The sequence below is a fragment of the Ancylobacter koreensis genome, assembly GCF_023016525.1.
GTDB classification, from domain to species: domain Bacteria; phylum Pseudomonadota; class Alphaproteobacteria; order Rhizobiales; family Xanthobacteraceae; genus Ancylobacter; species Ancylobacter koreensis.
Window position 1 is genome coordinate 76124 of sequence record NZ_JALKCG010000006.1, and the last position, 20204, is coordinate 96327.

At 68.2% G+C, this 20204-nt stretch carries 19 protein-coding genes; 9 read left to right on the forward strand and 10 right to left on the reverse strand.

Translation table 11 applies throughout. From position 1 onward, the window contains the following. Window positions 1-5: 5 nt before the first annotated feature. The 5 genes from metH to MWN33_RS14390 all read right to left on the reverse strand — a co-directional run bounded on the left by metH (window position 6) and on the right by MWN33_RS14390 (window position 6394). Complete coding sequence (gene metH, locus MWN33_RS14370) at window positions 6-3749, reverse strand: methionine synthase (protein WP_247201727.1); 3744 nt, start codon at window positions 3747-3749, stop codon at window positions 6-8. Window positions 3750-3762: 13 nt separating this feature from the next. Further along, window positions 3763-4134, reverse strand: a complete 372-nt coding sequence (locus MWN33_RS14375) for an endonuclease domain-containing protein (RefSeq protein ID WP_247201728.1) — start codon at window positions 4132-4134, stop codon at window positions 3763-3765. A 75-nt stretch (window positions 4135-4209) separates the two neighbouring features. Further along, entirely contained in the window at window positions 4210-4386 is a 177-nt protein-coding gene (locus MWN33_RS14380; RefSeq protein ID WP_247201729.1) for a hypothetical protein, read from the reverse strand. A 68-nt stretch (window positions 4387-4454) separates the two neighbouring features. After that, window positions 4455-5381 carry a methylenetetrahydrofolate reductase [NAD(P)H] gene (metF, locus tag MWN33_RS14385; RefSeq protein WP_247201730.1) on the reverse strand — a complete coding sequence of 309 codons (927 nt, stop codon included), beginning with the start codon at window positions 5379-5381 and terminating at the stop codon, window positions 4455-4457. Continuing rightward, window positions 5381-6394 carry an ArsR/SmtB family transcription factor gene (locus tag MWN33_RS14390; RefSeq protein WP_247201731.1) on the reverse strand — a complete coding sequence of 338 codons (1014 nt, stop codon included), beginning with the start codon at window positions 6392-6394 and terminating at the stop codon, window positions 5381-5383. The genes metF and MWN33_RS14390 overlap by 1 nt, the downstream gene beginning before the upstream one ends. 144 nt (window positions 6395-6538) lie before the next feature. On the opposite strand from MWN33_RS14390, the gene tsaA reads away from it, so the two are divergent. Both tsaA and MWN33_RS14400 read left to right on the forward strand, forming a co-directional pair. Then, complete coding sequence (gene tsaA, locus MWN33_RS14395; RefSeq protein ID WP_247201732.1) at window positions 6539-7111, forward strand: tRNA (N6-threonylcarbamoyladenosine(37)-N6)-methyltransferase TrmO; 573 nt, start codon at window positions 6539-6541, stop codon at window positions 7109-7111. A gap of 158 nt (window positions 7112-7269) precedes the next feature. Further along, the gene (locus MWN33_RS14400; RefSeq protein WP_247201733.1) at window positions 7270-8406 is read left to right on the forward strand and encodes a L,D-transpeptidase; all 1137 of its coding nucleotides are present in this window, start codon (window positions 7270-7272) and stop codon (window positions 8404-8406) included. 40 nt (window positions 8407-8446) lie between these two features. Here MWN33_RS14400 and MWN33_RS14405 read toward each other — a convergent pair whose 3' ends face one another. Beyond that, a complete protein-coding gene (locus tag MWN33_RS14405) occupies window positions 8447-9064 on the reverse strand; it encodes an MOSC domain-containing protein (RefSeq protein WP_247201734.1) in 618 nt (205 codons plus the stop codon). A 227-nt stretch (window positions 9065-9291) separates the two neighbouring features. On the opposite strand from MWN33_RS14405, the gene MWN33_RS14410 reads away from it, so the two are divergent. The 4 genes from MWN33_RS14410 to MWN33_RS14425 all read left to right on the forward strand — a co-directional run bounded on the left by MWN33_RS14410 (window position 9292) and on the right by MWN33_RS14425 (window position 12853). After that, complete coding sequence (locus MWN33_RS14410; protein ID WP_247201882.1) at window positions 9292-9849, forward strand: HdeD family acid-resistance protein; 558 nt, start codon at window positions 9292-9294, stop codon at window positions 9847-9849. A gap of 139 nt (window positions 9850-9988) precedes the next feature. Continuing rightward, entirely contained in the window at window positions 9989-11218 is a 1230-nt protein-coding gene (locus MWN33_RS14415) for an OpgC family protein (RefSeq protein WP_281493792.1), read from the forward strand. Between the two features lie 80 nt (window positions 11219-11298). After that, window positions 11299-11970 carry an SGNH/GDSL hydrolase family protein gene (locus MWN33_RS14420; protein ID WP_247201736.1) on the forward strand — a complete coding sequence of 224 codons (672 nt, stop codon included), beginning with the start codon at window positions 11299-11301 and terminating at the stop codon, window positions 11968-11970. A gap of 1 nt (window position 11971) precedes the next feature. After that, window positions 11972-12853 carry an SGNH/GDSL hydrolase family protein gene (locus MWN33_RS14425; protein WP_247201737.1) on the forward strand — a complete coding sequence of 294 codons (882 nt, stop codon included), beginning with the start codon at window positions 11972-11974 and terminating at the stop codon, window positions 12851-12853. Window positions 12854-12941: 88 nt separating this feature from the next. On the opposite strand, the gene MWN33_RS14430 is transcribed toward MWN33_RS14425, so the two are convergent. After that, entirely contained in the window at window positions 12942-13610 is a 669-nt protein-coding gene (locus MWN33_RS14430) for an O-methyltransferase (RefSeq protein ID WP_247201738.1), read from the reverse strand. Between the two features lie 47 nt (window positions 13611-13657). Beyond that, entirely contained in the window at window positions 13658-13942 is a 285-nt protein-coding gene (locus MWN33_RS14435) for a hypothetical protein (RefSeq protein ID WP_247201739.1), read from the reverse strand. A gap of 135 nt (window positions 13943-14077) precedes the next feature. Here MWN33_RS14435 and prmB point away from each other — a divergent pair, with 135 nt between their 5' ends. Then, window positions 14078-15022 (forward strand): 50S ribosomal protein L3 N(5)-glutamine methyltransferase, encoded by a 945-nt coding sequence (gene prmB, locus MWN33_RS14440; RefSeq protein ID WP_247201740.1) that lies wholly within the window; start codon window positions 14078-14080, stop codon window positions 15020-15022. 129 nt (window positions 15023-15151) lie between these two features. On the opposite strand, the gene MWN33_RS14445 is transcribed toward prmB, so the two are convergent. After that, on the reverse strand, window positions 15152-16384 hold the full coding sequence (locus MWN33_RS14445) for a lytic murein transglycosylase (protein WP_247201741.1): 1233 nt from the start codon (window positions 16382-16384) through the stop codon (window positions 15152-15154). 303 nt (window positions 16385-16687) lie between these two features. Here MWN33_RS14445 and MWN33_RS14450 point away from each other — a divergent pair, with 303 nt between their 5' ends. Beyond that, window positions 16688-17104, forward strand: coding sequence for a hypothetical protein (locus tag MWN33_RS14450; RefSeq protein WP_247201742.1), 417 nt, complete (start codon window positions 16688-16690; stop codon window positions 17102-17104). Window positions 17105-17189: 85 nt separating this feature from the next. Here MWN33_RS14450 and ettA read toward each other — a convergent pair whose 3' ends face one another. Continuing rightward, window positions 17190-18845 (reverse strand): energy-dependent translational throttle protein EttA, encoded by a 1656-nt coding sequence (ettA, locus tag MWN33_RS14455; protein ID WP_247201743.1) that lies wholly within the window; start codon window positions 18843-18845, stop codon window positions 17190-17192. A 245-nt stretch (window positions 18846-19090) separates the two neighbouring features. Between ettA and MWN33_RS14460 the strand changes: the two genes are divergently transcribed. Continuing rightward, window positions 19091-20068 (forward strand): GGDEF domain-containing protein, encoded by a 978-nt coding sequence (locus tag MWN33_RS14460; protein WP_247201744.1) that lies wholly within the window; start codon window positions 19091-19093, stop codon window positions 20066-20068. The last annotated feature ends 136 nt before the right edge of the window (window positions 20069-20204 follow it).

Sequence of the window (20204 nt, forward strand, 5' to 3'; positions counted from 1 at the left end):
ACGCCCTACTCGGCCGCCACCGGCTTGTAGGCCAGCGGATCGTAATTGAGGATCGGCGCCAGCCAGCGCTCGGCCTCCTCCACGCTCATCCCCTTGCGGGCCGCGTAGTCCTCGACCTGGTCGCGCTCGATGCGCCCGACGCCGAAATAGGAGGCGTCCGGATGGGCGAAATAGAGACCGGAGACTGCCGCGCCGGGCCACATGGCAAAGCTCTCGGTCAACTCGACTCCGATCCGAGAAGTCGCGTCGAGCAGCTTGAAAAGAATCGCCTTTTCCGTGTGGTCGGGCTGCGCCGGATAGCCCGGCGCGGGGCGGATGCCGCGATAGGCTTCCTGAATCAGATTCTCATTCTCAAGTTCTTCATCCGGTGCATAAGCCCAGAATTCCTTGCGCACCCGCTCATGCATGCGCTCCGCGAACGCTTCTGCAAGACGGTCCGCCAAGGCCTTGAGAAGAATCGCGGAATAGTCGTCATGCGCCGCCTTGAAGGCCTCCGAGCGCTCGTGCTCGCCGAAGCCCGTGGAGACGCAGAAGCCGCCGACATAATCGGCCACCGCTGCCGTCTTCGGGGCGACGAAGTCCGCCAGCGCGAGATTGGTGCGCCCCTCGCGCTTGGCCATCTGCTGGCGCAGCGTGTGCAGTGTGGCGAGCTCTTCCGCGCGCGCCTCATCTGTGTAGAGCACGATGTCGTCGCCCTCCGCATTGGCCGGCCAGAAGCCGACCACGGCGCGGGCGGTGAGCCACTTCTCGGCGACGATCCGCTCCAGCATCTTGCGGGCGTCGTCATAGAGCGCGCGGGCGGCGATGCCGACCTTGGGGTCGTCGAGGATGGCGGGATAATGCCCGCTCAGCTCCCAGGACTGGAAGAACGGCGTCCAGTCGATATAGGGCACCAGCTCGCCGAGGTCGTAGCTCTCGAACACGCGCGTGCCGAGGAAGGTCGGCACCGGCGCGCGATAGGCGGCGAAGTCGAGCGCCAGCCGGTTGGCGCGCGCGTCCTCCAGCTTGACGCGCACCTTGTTGCGGTCGGACTTGGCGTGCGCGTCCGCCACCTTGGCGTATTCGGCGCGCAGGTTCGCCACATAGTCGGCGCGGGTGTTGTCGTTGAGCAGGTTTGAGACCACGCCCACCGCCCGGCTGGCGTCGGTGACATAGACCGCCTGGCCGCGCACATATTGCGGGGCGATCTTCACCGCCGTGTGGACGCGCGAGGTCGTCGCCCCGCCGATCAGCAGCGGCACGTCAAAGCCCTCGCGCTCCATCTCGGAGGCGACATGCACCATCTCGTCGAGCGAGGGCGTGATGAGGCCTGAAAGCCCGATCACGTCCACCTTCTCGGCACGGGCGACTTCGAGGATCTTCGCCGTCGGCACCATGACGCCGAGGTCGATCACCTCGTAATTGTTGCACTGGAGCACGACGCCGACGATGTTCTTGCCGATGTCGTGCACGTCCCCCTTCACGGTCGCCATCAGCACCTTGCCGGCGGAGGAATCCTCCGTCGTGCCGTTGTCCAGCTTCTCCTGCTCCATGAAGGGCATGAGATAGGCCACTGCCTGCTTCATCACCCGGGCGGACTTCACCACCTGCGGCAGGAACATCTTGCCGGCCCCGAACAGGTCGCCGACCACATTCATGCCGGCCATCAGCGGGCCTTCGATCACGTGCAGCGGGCGGGCGACGGAGAGGCGCGCCTCCTCCGTGTCCACCTCGACGAAATCGGTGATGCCATTGACCAGCGCATGCGCCAGTCGCTTCTCCACGGCCCACGTCCGCCAGGTGAGATCGGCTTCCTTCTTCTCGCGCCCGCCGCCCCTGAAGCGCTCGGCCAGCGCCAGCAGGCGCTCGGTGGAGTCCTCACGGCGGTTGAGCACCACGTCCTCGCAGGCCTCGCGCAGTTCCGGCTCGATCTCGCTGTAGGGCGCGAGTTGGCCGGCATTGACGATGCCCATATCCATGCCCGCCGCGATGGCGTGATACAGGAACACGGCGTGCATCGCCTCGCGCACCGGCTCGTTGCCGCGGAACGAGAAGGACAGGTTGGAAACGCCGCCCGAGATGTGGGCGTGCGGAAGCTGCTGGCGGATGGCGCGGGTCGCCTCGATGAAGGCGACGCCATAGCCCGCATGCTCCTCGATGCCGGTCGCCACCGCGAAGATGTTGGGGTCGAAGATGATGTCCTCGGGGGGAAAGCCGACCTCGTCGACGAGGATGCGGTAGGCGCGCGAGCAGATCTCCACCTTGCGCTCATAGGTGTCGGCCTGGCCCTTCTCGTCAAAGGCCATCACGACGACGGCGGCGCCATAGGCGCGCACCAGCCTTGCATGGTGGCGGAAGGCCTCCTCGCCCTCCTTCATGGAGATCGAATTCACGATCCCCTTGCCCTGGATGCACTTCAGCCCCGCCTCGATGACGCTCCACTTGGATGAGTCGACCATCACCGGCACGCGGGCGATGTCCGGCTCGGCGGCGAGCAGGTTAAGGAACGTCACCATGGCCTTCTCGGAATCGAGCAGGCCCTCGTCCATATTGATGTCGATGACCTGCGCGCCGTTCTCCACCTGCTCGCGCGCGACCGCCAGCGCGGCGGCGTAGTCGCCATTGGTGATCAGCTTGCGGAAGCGCGCTGAGCCGGTGACGTTGGTACGCTCGCCGACATTCACGAACGGGATGATGGGCGTGAGCTCGAACGGCTCCAGCCCGGACAGCCGCAGACGCGGCTCGACCTCGGGGATTTCGCGCGGGGCATGCGGGGCCACCGCCTGCGCCAGCGCGCGGATATGGTCCGGCGTCGTGCCGCAGCAGCCGCCGACGATGTTGACGAGGCCGGAGGCGGCGAACTCGCCGACCAGCTTCGCCATCGCCTCCGGGCTCTCGTCATAGAGCCCGAATTCGTTGGGCAGGCCGGCATTGGGATAGGCGCAGACCAGCGTGTCGGCGATCCGCGACAGCTCGTCGATATGGGCGCGCATCTCCTTGGCGCCCAACGCGCAGTTCAGGCCGATGGAGAAGGGCTGGGCGTGGCGCAGCGAATTCCAGAACGCCGCCGGCGTCTGGCCCGACAGGGTGCGGCCGGAGAGGTCGGTGATGGTACCGGAGATCATGACCGGCACGCGGATGCCGCGCTCGGCGAACAGGCGCTCGATGGCGAACACCGCCGCCTTGGCGTTCAGCGTGTCGAAGATGGTCTCGATCAGCAGGAGGTCCGCCCCACCGTCAAGCAGCGCCGAAGCCTGCTCGCCATAGGCGGTGGCCAGTTCGTCGAAGGAGGTTGCGCGGAAGCCGGGGTCGTTCACGTCAGGCGAGATCGAGGCGGTGCGGTTGGTCGGCCCGATGGCACCGGCGACAAAGCGGCGGCGGCCGTCCTTCGCCTGCGCCAGCGTCGCGGCCTCCTTCGCCAGCCGCGCGCCTTCGAAATTGATCTCGCGCACCAGGCTTTCCATGCCGTAATCGGCCATGGCGATGGTGGTGCCGGAGAAGGTGTTGGTCTCGACGATATCCGCCCCGGCCATGAAATAGGCGAGGTGGATGTCGCGCACCGCGTCCGGGGCGGTGATGTTGAGCAGGTCGTTATTGCCCTTCACGTCCTGCGGCCAGTCCTTGAACCGCGCGCCGCGATAGCCCGCCTCGTCCAGCTTGAGCTGCTGGATCATCGTGCCCATGGCGCCGTCGAGCACGAGGATGCGCTCGCGCGCGGCAGCGGTGAGGGCGTCGAATGTGTCGGCGGGCAAGGTCGGAGCGTTGACCATGACAGAGCACTTTCTACTCCCTCTCCCCGTCGGGGAGAGGGTTGGGGTGAGGGGCGCCTGCGCGCATCGCGTCGACGATGGTCAGCAGGACACCGTCCATGTTTGTCAGCACGTCGTTATTCCAGAAACGGATGACCAGATAGCCACAGGCTTCAATCGTCCGTGTTCTTTCCTCATCGGTCTCGGCGGCATGCTGACCACCGTCGAGTTCGATTACCAGTTTCGCATCGACGCAGAGGAAATCGGCGATGTATGTGTCGACGGGCACCTGCCGGCGAAATTTCCATCCGCCGAGGCGGCGGTCGCGCAAGCGCGACCAGAGGAGCGCTTCGGCGTCCGTCTGACATCGTCTCAGCCGCCGCGCTCCCGAAATGCTGCCCTTCATCCCCCCTCACCCGGCGCTGCGCGCCGACCTCTCCCCCACGGGGAGAGGTTAAATGGCGTCGATTGAGTGGGCCTTTCAAAACGTATTGTGACGCTTCTTGGCCTCGGCGAGCGCTGCGTCGAGTTTCTGCGCGAGCCCATCAAGGCGAGCCTCTGAGGCGTCAAATCGGTGTTCAAGCGACATGAAGCCAGCCTGAATGTCATGCATCATTGCCGTCAATTCGGCGACGATCTCGTCATCCGGCTCGCTCATCGACCGTCTCCGTGGAATGCCCCTACTATATAGGGCAACGCACGCCTTTACCTACGCCGCCGCAGGCCTCATGCCGCCGCCTGCCCGCTTGCCTGCCCCGCTTCCTGCGGCGGGCGGATGCCCAGAAGGTGGCAGATGGCGTAGACGAGATCGGCGCGGTTCAGCGTGTAGAAATGGAACTCGGTGACGCCGCGGTCCACAAGATCGAACACCTGCTCGGCCGCCACCGCGGCGGCGATCAGCTTGCGCGTCTCGGGGTCGTTGTCGAGGCCCTCGAAACGCGCCGCCAGCCAGTCCGGCATGTAGGTGCCGGTCTTCTCCGAGAAGTTCTTGGCCTGCTTGAAGTTCGAAACGGGCAGGATGCCCGGCACGACAGGAACATCGATGCCGCGCGCGCGCACCTTGTCGAGATAGTCGAAATAGAGGTCGTTATCGAAGAAGCACTGGGTGATGGCGCGCGTCGCCCCGGCATCGACCTTGGCGGCAAGGATGTCGAGATCGGTGTCGAAGCCCGGGCTCTCCGGGTGCTTCTCCGGATAGGCCGAGACCGAGACCTCGAAATTGGCGATGCGGCGGATGCCGGCCACCAGTTCCGCCGTCGTGCGGTAGCCCTCCGCGTGAGGCTCATAATGATGGCCGACGCCGCCCGGCGGGTCGCCGCGCAGCGCCACGATATGGCGCACGCCCGCATCCCAATAGCCCCTGACGACCTCATCCACCTCGGCTTTCGTCGCCGAGACGCAGGTGAGATGCGCGGCCGGTGCGAGACGCGTCTCCTTCACGATGCGCTCGACCGTGGCGTGGGTGCGCTCGCGGGTGGAGCCTCCTGCGCCATAGGTGACGGAGACGAATTTCGGCGCCAGCGGCGCCAGCCGGGTGATGGAGTTCCATAGCGTGGCCTCCATTTCCGCCGTCTTGGGCGGGAAGAATTCGAACGACACGGAGATCGGCTTTCCGCCGCTGCGCCGGCTGCGGCGCTCGATTTCGGACGACATCAGGCGACCTCCTTGTTCTGTTGGGCCGGGCCCTGCGGTGATTGGGCCAGCACGACGCGGGGGTCGCGGGCGAGCCAGAGCGAAACGGTGAGCCCGCCCTCGCCTTTCGGCGCCAGCAGGCGGTGGGATTGCGGCACGAGGCCGGCCTGAACGAGCCAGCTCTCCATGATCTCCGGCGCGAAGCCGAGGCGGCGATGGGCGTGCTGCTCGCGCAGGAATTCGAGGTCGTGCGGGTCGAAATCGACGATCAGCAGCCGCCCGCCGGGACGCAGCACCCGCGCCGCCTCCCTGATGGCGCGCGGCGCGTCCTCGAGGAAATGCAGCACCTGATGCACGATCACCACGTCGAAGGCGTCGCGCGGCAGCGCCAGATTGTAGATGTCGCCCTGCCGGACAGTGGCGTTGCGCACGCCGGCGCGCTCCAGATTGGCGCGCGCCACCGCCAGCATCTCGGCCGAGAGGTCGATGCCGACGCCGCGCTCCATCTCGTCGGCGAAGAGTTCGAGGATGCGCCCGGTGCCGGTGCCGAGATCGAGAAGGCTGCCCACACGAACGCCGGAAAGCGCTGATCTTATAGCGGCTTCCACCTGCTCCTCCGGCGCGTGCAGGCGGCGGATGGCGTCCCATTCATGCGCGTGGGCGCGGAAATAATCCTGCGCCTGGGCGGCGCGGGCGGCGCGCACCGCCTCCAGCCGCTCGCGGTCGCGCAGCAGCACGTCGTCGTCCGGCGCCATCAGGTCGAGCAGGGCGTCGGTGAGCGCGGCGCCGGGCGTGTCGACGGCGCGGCGGTAGAACACCCAGCTCGCCTCGCGGAAGCGCTCGACCAGCCCGGCTTCGGCCAGGAGCTTGAGATGACGCGAAATCCTGGGCTGCGACTGGCCAAGAATCTCGGTAAGCTCGGTGACGGTCAGTTCACCCTCGCCGATCAGCGCCAGAAGGCGCAGGCGCGTGTCCTCGCCGGCGGCCTTGAGACCGTCGAGCAGGTGCGCGAAACCGAGCGGCGAAGCGGACACGTGACCTCCAAGAAAGATATAAAGATATGTTTATGTCTTATCGCGGCGCCGCGCAAGGGGTGCTGCAAGGAGTGCGCGGTGTGGGCGGTGTGAGACAGGTTTTAGGGACATGAGCGACATGAGAGGGACAGTGGGGCGGGACAGATGAGCGGCGGCGCGGACGAGACCTCTCGCGCGGACAAGACCTCCCCGTCGGACGGTGATGCCGGCGCCTTCGGGGCGCGGCCGGGCGAAATCGCGGTCGATCTGCCCGACACCCCCGATGCCGGGCTCTATTTCATCGGCCGCATCCGCACGCCGTGGACGCATCGCGCCGACTGCCCGAAGAACGCCGGCCAGTCGGATGCCATCTGCACGGTGGAGGTCGACCCTGCCTTCCGCCCGGCCCTGCGCGGGCTGGAGGGCACGAGCCATGTCTGGCTGCTCTACTTCATGGACCGCTCGCCGCGGAACCTCGTCGTTCAGGTGCCGCGCTATTACGGCGAGCCGCGCGGCACTTTCGCGCTGCGCAGCCCGGCCCGCCCGAACCCGATCGCGATCAGCGCGACGCGGCTGCTGGAACTGCACGAGGACCGGCTGGTGGTCGCCGGGCTGGACTGCCTCGACGGCACGAGGCTCCTCGACGTGAAGCCCTATTTCGCCTCCACCGACTGCCACCCCGAGGCTGTCGTCGGCTGGCATCGCGACCGTGCCGCGACGGGCTCTTCCGCTGAGTGACGTGTGACATCAATGCATCGGCCATGCGCTAGACGCATGCCGCGCCCTTCTGCGCCATTTCGTGACCGGTTCTGGTCTTGAACCTGCCTTGATCCTGCGTCATTCCCTCGCGACAAGCATTCACGCATTCCCGTTCCGGCAGATTCGGTTAAGGCTTGATGATGGTCGTTCGCCTCGGTTTCGCTCCTGCTGTCGCCCTTGCCGTCCTCGCAACGGTGGGCAGCGCCTCCGCGCAGTACAATGCGGTGGCCGAACAGGACCCCGCCGCGCAAGGCTCCGCCTATGACGCCGCCACCGGTCCGGCGGAGGACGTGCAGGTTCCCGCCGCCTACGATCCCTACGGCTCTTCGGCCCCCGGCACCGCGCCGCAGACCTATGGCGCCGCCCCGCAGCCGCAGACCTACGGCACGCCCCCCGGCGTGCGCGATCCCTATGCGCAGCCGATCCAGGGCGCGGGCGTGCAGCAGCCGCCCGGCAGCGTGCCCGGCGCGGTCCCCGGCGCTGCGCCGCATGTCGCCAATGCGCCCTATGGCAATCCGGCCAGCCAGCCGGCCGGCTACCCGCCGGGCGCCTATTCCGGCCAGCAGCCGGCGGGCATGGCCTCGCCCTATGGCACGGCCGCGACCCAGCAGGGCTATGTCGCCCCCTCGGCCAGCGCGCAGCCGGACGCCACCAACAATTACGGCGCCAATGGCTCCAGCGTCGCCATGCTGCCGCCGGAAGACCAGCCGGAGACCGGCCCGGTGAAGGCGCTGCCGGCCAACCTGCAGCGCCAGATCGTCGACTATGTGACGAAGGAAGCCCCGGGCACCATCGTCATCGATACGCCGAACACCTACCTCTATTACGTGCTGCCCGGCGGCAAGGCCGAGCGCTATGGCATCGGCGTCGGCCGCGAGGGCTTCACCTGGGCCGGCACCGAGAAGATCAGCCGCAAGGCGGAATGGGCCGACTGGCGCCCGCCGGCGGAGATGATCGAGCGCCAGCCCTACCTGCCGCGCTTCATGGCCGGCGGTCCGGGCAACCCGCTCGGCGCGCGCACCATGTATCTGGGCGGCACCATCTACCGCATCCACGGCACCAACCAGCCCTCGACGATCGGCAAGTTCATGTCCTCGGGCTGCATCCGCATGCTGAACGAGGATGTCGAGAACCTGTATGAGCGCGTGAAGGTCGGCACCAAGGTCGTGGTGCTGCCGGGCAACTCGCCGGCCACCGCTTCGACCGCGACCGGCTCGGTGCCGAACACCACCGCCGCCGTGCCTGTCATGGACACCGGCGTCGCGGTCCGCTGACGCCGGACAAGCGGGCGCATAGCGCCCGTTTTCTTGCCTGCTAGCGCGTCCACAGCCGCTGCGGCGGCACGTGCACCTCGAAGGGACTGTCGGCGACCAGCTCGCCTGCATGCTCCACCCAGGCGACGAGCCCGCGCAAGCCGCCGGCAAGCCTGGGAAAGTCCAGCTCTGCCGAAGCCTCGCCGCAGGCTGCGGCCACAGCTGCCCCCGCATGACGGCAGGGCGCGTTCTCCCCCTCCACCGCCAGTGCCGCCCCGCCGGGAAAATGCAGCCGCGTGCCCGGCGGCAGCGCCGTGAGGCGCGGCACGCCCTCGATCACCAGATTGGCGCCGATCCATTCCGGCCGGACCTCGCGCAGGCCGAGGCGGCGGGCGATCTCCGCCAGCTCGTCCGGCGCCACCAGCGAGAGCTGGCGCGCATTGCGGATCGGCGTGCCGCGCGGATACCACGGCACGCGGCTGTCGGCGGGGCGGGAATGGCCGGCATGACGGTCGCCCGGCACGCCCTCCAGCGTCACCGCGAGCGACGGGACGGGGCGGGTGGCGAAGCCCGCGCCGTCGGCGATCAGAGTGCCGGAAAGCCGGGCGGTGAAGCGCTGGGCGGGAATTCCCGCCGGCTCGCCGAACAGATCGGCCTGAATCTCGACGACGCCCGGCATGGGCTCTCCCCTGTCACGCTTCGCGCAAATTCCGGCGCGCCGAAAGCGCGCCCTCCAAGTTCTGGATGGCGAGATTCCCCGACTACAGGCCCGGCGTCCATACCTATACGATACGGCACTCGTCGCGGGACGAGTCGCTGGAACTCCGGGGGCCGGAAGTCGTTACCGCCCTGCCCGGCGTGGCGATCCACAGAGGATTGACGACCATGTCTCTCTCCACCGATTCCATGACGCCGACGCCCGGCAGCCTGGTCGCGGGACAGCTTTCCGAACTCCGGGCCAAATGGGGCTGGTTCGTCGCGCTCGGCCTCATCATGATCATCGCCGGCGCCATCGCGCTCGGAAACCTCGTGCTCAGCACGGTGGTCTCCGTTCTCTATATCGGCGTGATGATGGCGGTGTCGGGCGGCGCGCAGATCATCCATGCCTTCCAGGTCAAGACCTGGGGCGCCTTCGCCTTCTGGCTGCTCGACGGGCTGCTGTTCCTCGCCGCCGGCATCATCGCCATCGTCGTGCCGCTCTACGCCGCCGAATTCCTCACGCTCTTCCTCGGCATCTCGCTGATCGTCGGCGGCGTGTTCCGCCTCGTCGCCGCCTTCAAGCTGCGCCCGGCGCAGGGCTGGGGCTGGATCGCCTTCTCGGCGGTCATCGCCATCCTGCTCGGCATCGAGATCATCGCCGGCTGGCCGGTCAGCGGCATGTGGGTGCTCGGCCTTCTGCTCGGCATCGACCTCATCTTCAATGGCGTGGCCGTGCTGTTCCTCGGCCTCGGCCTGAAGAAGTGAGCGGGGGCCGGTGAGCTCGACCGCCACACAGGCGGAACGCCCCACGGAGCCGGCCGGCAGGCCGGCTCCGCCCGAGGTCGCCCATCAGCCGGCCGGCAGGCCGGCTCCGTCCGAGGTTGCCGATCAGCCGGCCAGCCGGTTGGCGCCCGCCGTCGCGGCGGCGCGACCGGCCGCGAAGCCCGCTGTTCCCGAGGTTTCGGCCGGGGGGGCCGAGAGGCCCGCGCCGCCCGTCGCCAGCGGGCGCGACCTGCGGCTCGACCTGTTCCGCGGCCTCGCCCTGTGGTTCATCTTCCTCAACCACGTGCCCAACAATGTGGCGAACTGGATCACCAACCGGAATTTCGGCTTTTCGGACGCCACCGAGATCTTCGTCTTCATCTCCGGCTACACCGCCGCCATGGTCTATGGGCGGCAGCTCGACTCGAGCGGCGCCATCGTCACCTCGGCGCGCATCCTGCGCCGGGCCTGGCAGCTCTACGTCGCCTTCATCTTCCTCTTCGTCATCTATCTCGCCGAGATTTCCTATGTCGTCGGCAGCTTCTCCAACCCGCTCTATGCGGAGGAGATGGGCGCGCTGCAGTTCCTCGCCGAGCCGGACGTGGCGCTGGTGCAAGCGCTGCTGCTCAAGTTCCGCCCCGCCAACATGGACGTGCTGCCGCTCTACATCGCGCTGCTCGCCACCTTCCCGCCGATCCTCATCGCGCTGAAGCGTTGGCCGGACGCGACGCTGGCCGCCTCCTTTGCGCTGTGGGCGGCGGCGGGTTACTGGGGCATCAACCTGCCGGCCTATCCCGACGACCGGATGTGGTTCTTCAACCCCTTCGCCTGGCAGCTCCTGTTCACCTTCGGCGGCTGGTGCGGGCTCGGCGGCAGCGACCGGCTGTCCTTCCTGGTGCATTCGCGCCTCGTCCTCATCGCCTCCGTGCTCTATCTCCTCCTCTCGCTGGCGGTGGTGACGAGCTGGTACTGGCCGCCCATGGAAGGCTTCGTGCCAGAGCCGATCGGCGCGATCATCTACCCGATCAGCAAGACGGACCTCTCGCCGCTGCGGCTGCTCCATTTCCTCGCGCTGGCGGTGGTAATCGTGCGCGTACTGCCAGTGGATACCGCCGCTCTGCGCTCGCCACTGCTGCGGCCGATGATTTTGTGCGGCCAGAACTCTCTTGAGATCTTCTGTTTCGGCGTCTTCCTTTCTTTTGCCGCACATTTCGTGCTGAACGAAGTGACAGGATCGCTGACCATGCAGCTTGCGCTGAGCGTCACGGGCATATGCCTTATGGTGGCTCTCTCGGCACTGCTGTCGTGGTATGGTCGCGTCGAGCGCGACATGGCGGCGCGGAAATCGGCTGGACGAACCGGAACATCGTGAAACGGCGCTTTTGGGGTGTCTTTCTGGCAATCGCCCTCGCTGCGGCGGGCGGTGAAGCTGCGCGTGCGGAGAGCACGGGCGTGTGCGCCGCGCCCTCGGCGCTGACGCGCGCCGTCTTCCCGCTGCTGCGCCTCGCCCGCTCGCTGGAGCGCAAGGAGCCGACCACCATTCTCGTGGTGAACAGCGCCACCGGCGCCAAGAAGACCACCAACGCCCCGCGCAGCTTCCCGAGCTACATCGAGGAGACGCTGCGGGCCCGCTATCCCGACGGCGGCGTCGTCGTCACCACGAACAACCAGCCGCGCGCCACGGCGGAGGCGGTGCTCGCCGGCCTGCCGGGCGTGCTGGCGGAGACGAAGCCGGCGCTGATGATCTGGCAGACCGGCACCTACGACACCATTCTCGGCGCCGACACCTCCGCCTTCTCCGACGCGGTGGACACCGGCATCGGCTATGCCCACGACGCCGGGGCGGACGTCATCGTGGTGAGCCCGCAATACAGCCCGCGCACCGCCTTCGCCTTCGACGTCGCGCCCTACAACAACGCGCTGCGCTGGGCGACGCGCGAGGCCGGCGTGCCCTTCTTCGACCGCTACAGCGTCATGCGCTTCTGGGAGGACGAGGGCATTTTCGACTTCGACAGTGCCCGCCCGTCCGCCTCCCTCTTCACCGACGTCCACCAGTGCATCGGCCGGCTTCTCGTCAGCATGATCGTGGATGGCGTCCAGACCCGAGCCCTCGGTTCCCGCTGACATGCACCACGCTCGCCTTCTTCTCGCCGCCGCCCTCGCGCTCGGGACCGCCCTGCCTGCGGGGGCGCAGACGCTGACCGCCGGCACGACGCCGCTCGCCGGCACCCAGCCACTGATCCCCGCCGCGTGCCCGGCCGCCAAGACGCTGGCACGCCTCACCGTGCCGCTGGCGCGCACCTCCGCGAAGCTGCGCGCGGGCGAGCCCGTGACCATCGTCGCCATCGGCTCATCCTCCACCGCCGGCGCCGGTGCCACCTCGGCGGACGCCGCCTATCCGGGCCGGCTGCAGGCGATGCTGCGCGAGCGCTTTCCCGGCGCGGACATCACTGTCGTCAATCGCGGCGTGAACGGGCAGGACGCGCCCGAGATGCTGGCGCGCTTCGATGCCGACGTCGCCGCCGCCAAGCCGACGCTGGTGCTCTGGCAGTCGGGCGTGAACGCGCTGTTCCGCGCCGACGGCCCGGCCACCGCCGAGGCGCTGCTGCGTGAAGCCGTGGCCCGCGTGCGCGCGCTCGACGCCGATCTCGTGCTCGTCGACCCGCAATACGCCCCGCGTGTGATCGACGATGCCGACACCGCCCAGATGCTCGGCACCATCGACCGGGTGGCGGCCGAGGAAGGCGTCGGCGTCTATCACCGCTTCGCGCTGATGCGCGACTGGCACGAGAAGGCCGGCATGTCGTTCGACACCTTCCTCTGGAAGGACAAGTTCCACCTGAACGACTGGGGCTATAACTGCTTCGCCCGCGACCTCGGCCGCGCCATGGTGGCCAATATCGAATCGCAGCAGCGCTCCGCCGACATGGTGCCCGCCGCGCCCAAGGCGTCGCCGGCGTCAACGCCCGCCGCCGCCCTGCCGGCGATCCGCACCGCGACGCCCTGACAAGGCCGACGGCGAAGCCGACTTATTCGGTGACGAGGCCGACGGCGAGGCCGACTTATTCCGTGACGAGGCCGACGGCGAAGCCGTCTTAATCGGTGACGAGGCCGACGGCGAAGCCGTCGTGGCCCTTGGCGCCCACCGTCTGCACGGCGGTGGCGCAGACGCGCGGCTGGCGGGCGAACCAGTCATAGGTCGCCCGCACGCCCTTGACGCGCGGGTCGTCATGGCCGGCATCCAGCACCTTGCCCTCGCGCACCACATTGTCGGCGACGATCAGCGTGCCGATGCGCGCGAAGCGCAGCGCCCAGTCGAGATAGTGGACGTTGTTCGGCTTGTCGGCGTCGATGAAGACGAGGTCGAACGGCGCCTCGCCCTCCCGCTCCAGCGCCCGCAGGCTCTCCAGCGCCGGACCGAGCCGGACCTCCACCCGCTCGCCGAGCCCGGCCGCCTCGATATTGGCGCGCGCCACCGCCGCATGGGCGGGCACCACTTCCAGCGTCACCAGCCGCCCGTCGGCCGGAAGCGCGCGGGCGAGCCAGATGGTGGAATAGCCGCCCAGCGTGCCGATCTCCAATATGCGCCGCGCTCCGGCGAGCTTCGCCAATATCATCAGCAGCTTGCCCTGATTGGGCGCCACCGCGATATCCGGCAGGCCGGCAGCGGCACTGGCGGCGAGCGCATCTTCCAGCGCCGCGTCGGGCGCCACCAGCGCATCGGCGATATAGTCGTCGACGGCGGTCCACAGCTGCTGCGTCATCGTTTTCCCCCGCCCCCGCGCAGGCGCCGCGGTCAAGCCGTCGCCGGTCAGTCGTCACCTTTGCCGGAGAAGGCGCCGCCGAAGCGCTTCATCACCGCCTCGCGCGCGGCGAGCACGCGGCGCTCGTAATCCTCGGCCAGCGGTTCGGTCAGCACGCTCTCCAGCCCCGCCAGCAGTGCCCACAGGGCAGGAACCTCGGATTCGTCCTCGATGAACTCGGCCAGCGCCTCGCCGTCGGCATCGTCCACCGTGCGCGAGAGGAACTCGAACAGCACGACCGCCACGGCGCGGTCGATGACCAGGGTTATTTCGTCGTTCGCCGGCGCGGCCATGCCTCGCTCCCCAAGCGTGAGTGGTCTCCATCCTATCGATCCGTGACGTTCTGATTACAAGCGCGCCGCCGCCGGCGGCTTGCTTTCGCCGGCGCGCCGTGCTGTCGCTGGGGCGGAACGACAGGGGAGGACGCCATGACGGCGGCGGACGAGCTCAGGACGGTGCGGGATTTCGTGCGCTACGCGGTGAGCCGCTTCGGCGCGGCGCGCATCGTCTTCGGCCATGGCACCACCAGCGCGATCGACGAGGCCGCCTTCATGGTACTGGAATCGCTGCGCCTGCCGGTGGACGACCTTGCGCCCTGGCTCGACGCCCGGCTGACGACCGAGGAGCGGATCCACCTCGCCGGGCTGATCGACAAGCGCTGCACCACGCGCCAGCCGGCCGCCTATCTTCTGGGGCGCACCTATATCCAGGGCGTGCCGTTCCGCTCGGACGCGCGCGCCATCGTGCCGCGCTCCTTCATCGGCGAATTGCTGGCGGGCGAACTGACCGGCGGCGAGCCCTTCTCGCTGGTGCCGGAACCGATGGAGGTGACGCGGGCGCTCGACCTGTGCACCGGCTCGGGCTGCCTCGCCATCCTCGCCGCGATGATTTTCCCGAATGCCGAGGTCGACGCGGTGGACCTCTCCCCCGACGCGCTGGCGCTGGCGGGCGAGAATGTCGCCGAGCACGAGATGGAGGACCGCGTGCGGCTGCTGCAGGGCGACCTGTTCGCCCCGGTGGCCGGCGAGGTTTACGACCTCATCATCACCAACCCGCCCTATGTCGACGCGCCGGCGGTGGCCGCCCTGCCGCCGGAATACCGGCACGAGCCGATGCTCGCCTTCGACGGCGGCCCGGACGGGCTCGACATCGTGCGTCGCATCCTCGCGCAGGCGCCGGCCCATCTCTCGCCGCAGGGCGGGTTGATCTGCGAGATCGGCACCGGGCGGGAGATACTGGAGGCGGAATTCCCGCATCTGCCCTTCCTCTGGCTCGACACCGAGGACAGCGAGGGCGAGGTGTTCTGGCTTTCCGCCGCCGATCTCACGGGCGCCGGCAGCGACATGCGCTTCGTCAGCCGGCTGGCGCGCTGAACGGCGCCTTGCCGCCTCCCGCCGGAGGCGTGGACAAGGTCGCGCGCGCCTGTCGCCGGGGCGGCGCAGAGGGCATAATCCTTCCGATAGGCTGATTCGCTTGATCGATGCGCAAAGATGCGTAGCCGGCTACTCTTGGCTACTCTTTCGCATGTGACCGAGCACTTCGGCGTCCGGCCAGCAGTCGAGAGCGAGTCCGTTCGCCTTCTGGTAGGCGCCCAGAGCGGCGCGGGTTTTCATGCCCGCCTTGCCATCTATTTTGTCGGCATAGTATCCCTCGCGCGTCAGCACCTTCTGCATGAATTCAAGGTCGCGCGTCTTGGTCAAAGCGATGCTGGACCAAGGGGTTACGAAGGGTTTGTCGGCTTCGATCCGGTCCGCGAGATGGCCGACGTAAAGCACGTAGAGATCGGCGAAATTATAGGATTTCAGGACGAAATAGTTAGCCGGCGTCATAAAAACCGGACCAAACGGTCCAGCGGGCATGATGAGGGACGCCGGGTCCTTCATGGCGGCCGGCGGCACCGCCCGCCCGTCGACGATGCGCACCCCGCGTCGCAGCCATTCGGCGATGCTGGCGGTGGTCTCGGGCTCGGCCTGCGTGCAGTCGAAGCCGGCGGGCAGCGCCACCTCATAGGCCCAGCGCCGGCCCGGCTGCCAGCCCTTCTCGCGCAGCAGGCTGGCGGTCGCCGCCAGCGCCTCGGGCACGTCGGTCCAGATATTGGCGGTGCCGTCGCCGTCGAGGTCGACGCCGTAAGTGAGATAGCCGGTCGGCATGAACTGGGTGAGCCCCATAGCGCCCGCCCAGGAGCTCTTCATCTGCGCGCGCGCCACGTGCCCGTCGTCGAGGATCTTCAGCGCGGCGAGGAATTCGGCGCGGAACTCGTCCTTGCGTCGGCCGACATAGGCCTGCGTCGCCAGCACGCGCAGCGCGTCATGGTTCAGCTTCGCGCCGCCATAGGAGGTCTCGCGCGCCCAGATGGCGAGCAGAATGGGTCCGGGCACGCCGAACTGCCGTTCGATGGCCACGAGTTGCGGCGCGTATTGGCGCGCCAGCGCCCTCCCCTTCGCGGCGTAGTTGGCGATCGCCTTGTCGGAGAGATAGGCGGCCGGCGTCTGCACGAACTCGGCCTGCCCGTCAGGCTTGCGCGGCTTGCCGGGAAGGGCAAGGTCGGGCAGCGAATAGTCCGGCTCCAGCCCGCGCGTCTCGCGCTCGAAGGTGGCGCGCGCGACGCCCATGGCCTGCGCCGCCGGCCATTGCGCGGCGATGAAGCGGTCGAAGCCGGCATCGGCGAGGGCTGCGCCCGCCAGGGACAGGGCGCCGGCGGCGAGCGTGAGAAGGCCAGTCAGGAGGCGTCGCATGTCCCCGGCATAGCCGAATCGCGCCGCGATGAGAACCGCCCGCAGGCCCGGCCCCGCCTGCCTGACGCGGAGTTGAGGACGCGCGGGTCGCCGCGAATGGCCGCCCGGCCGCGCGAAACTCCCTACGCGCGGCGGCGCGAAATGCCCTGTGCATCGGCCCCGACGAAGCCGGCCCTGCGCGCCTGCGCCGCCTTGTACGGCCACCCCGCGCCCGCCTAACCTTACCATGGTGCCGGCGGACGGCGCCGTCGGCGGCGCCGGGGGCACCGGAGCGCGGCGACCCTTGCGGGACCGGAGAACCTCATGAACGTGAAGACATTCGTCGGCGCGGCGCTCGCCGCCGCGCTGCTGGCCGCCGGCATTCCGCCCGGCGTGCCGGTCGCGGCGGCGCAGGCCAAGCCCGCCATCAATATGGGCAAGGGCTATTACCAGGGCCGCTGGGTCTGGAACGGCGCGCTGCGCAGCAAGCGCGACCCCAACAATATCAGCTTCATCCAGTTCGTCGGCCCGAGCCGGATCGTCTACACCTACAACAAGGCGATCACCGAGGTGAATGTGAGGCGCGACACCGGAAACGGCTTCGCCTTCACCACCAATGGCCGGAACCAGTTCGTGCTCATCGCCCCCTCCCCCGGCCGGCTCAACGCCGCCTTCTGGGAGGACTTCGCCTCGCCCTCGCGCCCGCCCGATGCCGTCGCCGGCTTCATGCTGAAGCCCTGAACGCGCCGCGCGGCGCCTCAAAGACCAAAGGCCCGCCCGGATCCCCGGACGGGCCTTTTAAATTCGCGGGCGCCGGCGGCGCGTCTCAGCGGGTGAGCTTCTTGTGCTTCATCCGGTGCGGGATGATCTCGTCGACGCCGAGGCGGCGCTTCTTGTCTTCCTCATAGTCGTGGAAGTTGCCTTCGAACCACTCGACATGGCCGTCGCCCTCGAAGGCCAGCATGTGGGTGGCGATACGGTCGAGGAAGAAGCGGTCATGCGAGATGATGACCGCACAGCCCGCAAAATCCTCCAGCGCCTCTTCCAGCGCGCGCAGCGTCTCGACGTCGAGGTCGTTGGTCGGCTCGTCGAGGAGCAGCACGTTGGCGCCCTGCTGCAGGATACGGGCGAGGTGGACGCGGTTGCGCTCGCCGCCCGAGAGCATGCCGACCTTCTTCTGCTGGTCGCCGCCCTTGAAGTTGAAGGCGCCGCAATAGGCGCGCGAATTGATCTCGCGCTTGCCGAGATAGAGCACCTCGTTGCCGCCGGAGATTTCCTCCCACACGGTCTTCTTGTCGTCGAGCGCGTCGCGGTTCTGGTCGACATAGCCGAGTTGCACGCTGTCGCCGACGGTGATGCTGCCGGAATCGGGCTTCTCCAGCCCGTTGATCATCCGGAACAGCGTGGTCTTGCCCGCGCCGTTCGGGCCGATGACGCCGACGATGCCGCCCGGCGGCAGCTTGAAGGAGAGGTCGTCGATCAGCAGCTTGTCGCCGAACGACTTGCCGAGTCCGTTGAACTCGATGACGTTGTTGCCGAGCCGCTCCGACACCGGAATGACGATCTGCGCGGTGGTCGGCGCCTTCTCGGACGCCTTCTTCACCAGCTCGTCATAGCGCTGGATACGCGCCTTGTTCTTGGCCTGACGGGCCTTCGGGGAGGCCCCCATCCACTCCGCCTCGGAGGCGATCGCGCGCTGGCGGGCCTCGTCCTCACGGTTTTCCTGCGCCATGCGCTTGGCCTTCTGCGCCAGCCACGAGGAATAGTTGCCCTCATAGGGAATGCCGCGACCGCGGTCGAGTTCGAGAATCCAGCCGGTCACATTGTCGAGGAAGTAGCGGTCATGGGTGACGATCAGGATCGCGCCCGGATAATTGCGCAGATGGCCTTCGAGCCAGTTGGTGGTCTCGGCGTCGAGGTGGTTGGTCGGCTCGTCGAGCAGCAGCAGTTCCGGCTGCGAGAGCAGCAGCTGGCACAGCGCGACGCGGCGGCGCTCGCCGCCCGAGAGCTTGGAGACGTCCGAGCCCTCTTCCGGGCAGCCGAGCGCGTCCATCGCCTGATCGACCTTGCTGTCGAGATCCCACAAGCCCTGGCCTTCGATCTCGTCCTGCAGCGCGGTCATCTCGTCCGCGGTCTCGTCCGAATAGTTCATGGCGAGCTCGTTGTAGCGGTCGAGGATCGCCTTCTGCTTGGCGACGCCGAGCATCACGTTCTCGCGCACGGAGAGCGTCGGGTCGAGCAGCGGCTCCTGCGGCAGGTAGCCCACGCGCGCGCCTTCCGCGACCCAGGCTTCGCCCGAGAAATCCTTGTCCATGCCGGCCATGATCTTGAGCAGGGTGGACTTGCCCGAGCCGTTGGGCCCGAGAATGCCGATCTTGGCATCCGGGTAGAAGGACAGGTGGACGTTCTCCAGCACCTTCTTGCCGCCCGGATAGGCCTTGGTCATGCCGTGCATGTGGTAGACGTACTGATAAGAGGCCATGTGCGAATCCTGCGTGCCAGTTCCTGCGCGAGCGCGCGTGCCGGGGCGGCTTTCCAACCGGGTCGCGATGCGGTGTGAGATTGGAGGCTATGTAGCCGCTGCACCGTGGGGCGGCAAGGCCGCTGGCCGCCCGGAAGCGCCGTGTTCCGTCAGGTCAAAACCGCTCTAGTGGTATTACGCAGTGCAATCGGGGAGCCATCCGCGCAAGCTTGCCGGCTATTGACCGCCCCCCGCAAGGCCGCCTCATGCTCTCCGCCCTTTCCGACCGCGAACTGCGCGAGCTTTATGCCAATTTCCCCGTGCCCACCTGCGTCATCGGGCGCGACGGGCGCTACCTGCTGGTGAACGAGGAACTCGCCGCGCTCGTCGGCGTCCCGGCCGGCCAGCTCGTCGGCGACCGCGCGGCCGACCATTTCGGCGCGCTGGCCGACGCCCACATTGCGCGCGACTTCGACGCCTTCGACGCCGGCCGCAACGTGCCCAATCACGAGTTCGCCGCCGCCGGCCGGTTCTACATCGTCGCCTCGCGCCCCGTGCGCCACGCCGAGGGCGGGACGCCCTTCGCCATCCATGTCGTGCTGGTCGACATCACCGAGCGCAAGCTGCTGGAAACCCAGCTCGAACACGCCAACCGGCATCTGAGCGAAGCCAACCACAAGCTGACCGAGGCGGCGCGCACCGACGCGCTGACCGGTCTGTGGAACCGCCACGCGCTGGAGGAGCTGCTGCCCTGGGAGATCGCCCGCAGCCAGCGCGAGGGCACTCCGCTCTGCGTGCTGATGGTCGATGTCGACCGCTTCAAGAAATATAACGACCATTACGGCCATCTCGGTGGCGACGAGGCGCTGCGGGCGGTGGCGCAGGCCATGCTGGGCGCCGCGACGCGGCCGGGCGACATGGTGGCACGCTATGGCGGGGAGGAGTTCCTCGTCCTGCTACCCGACACCGACGCGGACGGAGCGATGAAGGTCGCGGCCAACATACAGCGCGCGGTGGCGGCGCTGGCCATCGCGCATGAGGGAAGCCCCGGCGGCCTGCTCACGCTGAGCATCGGGGTCGCCGGCCTGCCGGCCCGCACAGCGGCGCAGCCTCCCGCCCTTTCGCCCGAGGCGGTGCGCGCGGCGCTCATCGAGGAGGCCGACCAGGCGCTCTATGCCGCCAAGCTGGAGGGAGGAAACACCGCGCGGCTGTGCCAGCCGGAAGCCCGCCTCGTTCCGCGCTAAGGCACCTGCGGCGGCGCCCGCTTTCGCCCGCGCGAGAGAATTTCCCGAGGGGTAACGGAACGCCATAGGAGGTCGCGCGTTGACGGCGTGACGATACCGGGGCACCGGAGGCTCCGGCGCCATTGCCTACCTTATT

Excerpts from the sequence above, each read along its gene's own strand:
- metH (WP_247201727.1), bottom strand. The coding sequence starts at position 3,749 with ATGGTCAACGCTCCGACCTTGCCCGCCGACACATTCGACGCCCTCACC.
- MWN33_RS14375 (WP_247201728.1), bottom strand. The coding sequence starts at position 4,134 with ATGAAGGGCAGCATTTCGGGAGCGCGGCGGCTGAGACGATGTCAGACG.
- MWN33_RS14380 (WP_247201729.1), bottom strand. The coding sequence starts at position 4,386 with ATGAGCGAGCCGGATGACGAGATCGTCGCCGAATTGACGGCAATGATG.
- metF (WP_247201730.1), bottom strand. The coding sequence starts at position 5,381 with ATGTCGTCCGAAATCGAGCGCCGCAGCCGGCGCAGCGGCGGAAAGCCG.
- tsaA (WP_247201732.1), top strand. The coding sequence starts at position 6,539 with ATGAGCGGCGGCGCGGACGAGACCTCTCGCGCGGACAAGACCTCCCCG.
- MWN33_RS14400 (WP_247201733.1), top strand. The coding sequence starts at position 7,270 with ATGATGGTCGTTCGCCTCGGTTTCGCTCCTGCTGTCGCCCTTGCCGTC.
- MWN33_RS14405 (WP_247201734.1), bottom strand. The coding sequence starts at position 9,064 with ATGCCGGGCGTCGTCGAGATTCAGGCCGATCTGTTCGGCGAGCCGGCG.
- MWN33_RS14410 (WP_247201882.1), top strand. The coding sequence starts at position 9,292 with ATGACGCCGACGCCCGGCAGCCTGGTCGCGGGACAGCTTTCCGAACTC.
- MWN33_RS14425 (WP_247201737.1), top strand. The coding sequence starts at position 11,972 with ATGCACCACGCTCGCCTTCTTCTCGCCGCCGCCCTCGCGCTCGGGACC.
- MWN33_RS14430 (WP_247201738.1), bottom strand. The coding sequence starts at position 13,610 with ATGACGCAGCAGCTGTGGACCGCCGTCGACGACTATATCGCCGATGCG.
- MWN33_RS14435 (WP_247201739.1), bottom strand. The coding sequence starts at position 13,942 with ATGGCCGCGCCGGCGAACGACGAAATAACCCTGGTCATCGACCGCGCC.
- prmB (WP_247201740.1), top strand. The coding sequence starts at position 14,078 with ATGACGGCGGCGGACGAGCTCAGGACGGTGCGGGATTTCGTGCGCTAC.
- MWN33_RS14445 (WP_247201741.1), bottom strand. The coding sequence starts at position 16,384 with ATGCGACGCCTCCTGACTGGCCTTCTCACGCTCGCCGCCGGCGCCCTG.
- MWN33_RS14450 (WP_247201742.1), top strand. The coding sequence starts at position 16,688 with ATGAACGTGAAGACATTCGTCGGCGCGGCGCTCGCCGCCGCGCTGCTG.
- ettA (WP_247201743.1), bottom strand. The coding sequence starts at position 18,845 with ATGGCCTCTTATCAGTACGTCTACCACATGCACGGCATGACCAAGGCC.
- MWN33_RS14460 (WP_247201744.1), top strand. The coding sequence starts at position 19,091 with ATGCTCTCCGCCCTTTCCGACCGCGAACTGCGCGAGCTTTATGCCAAT.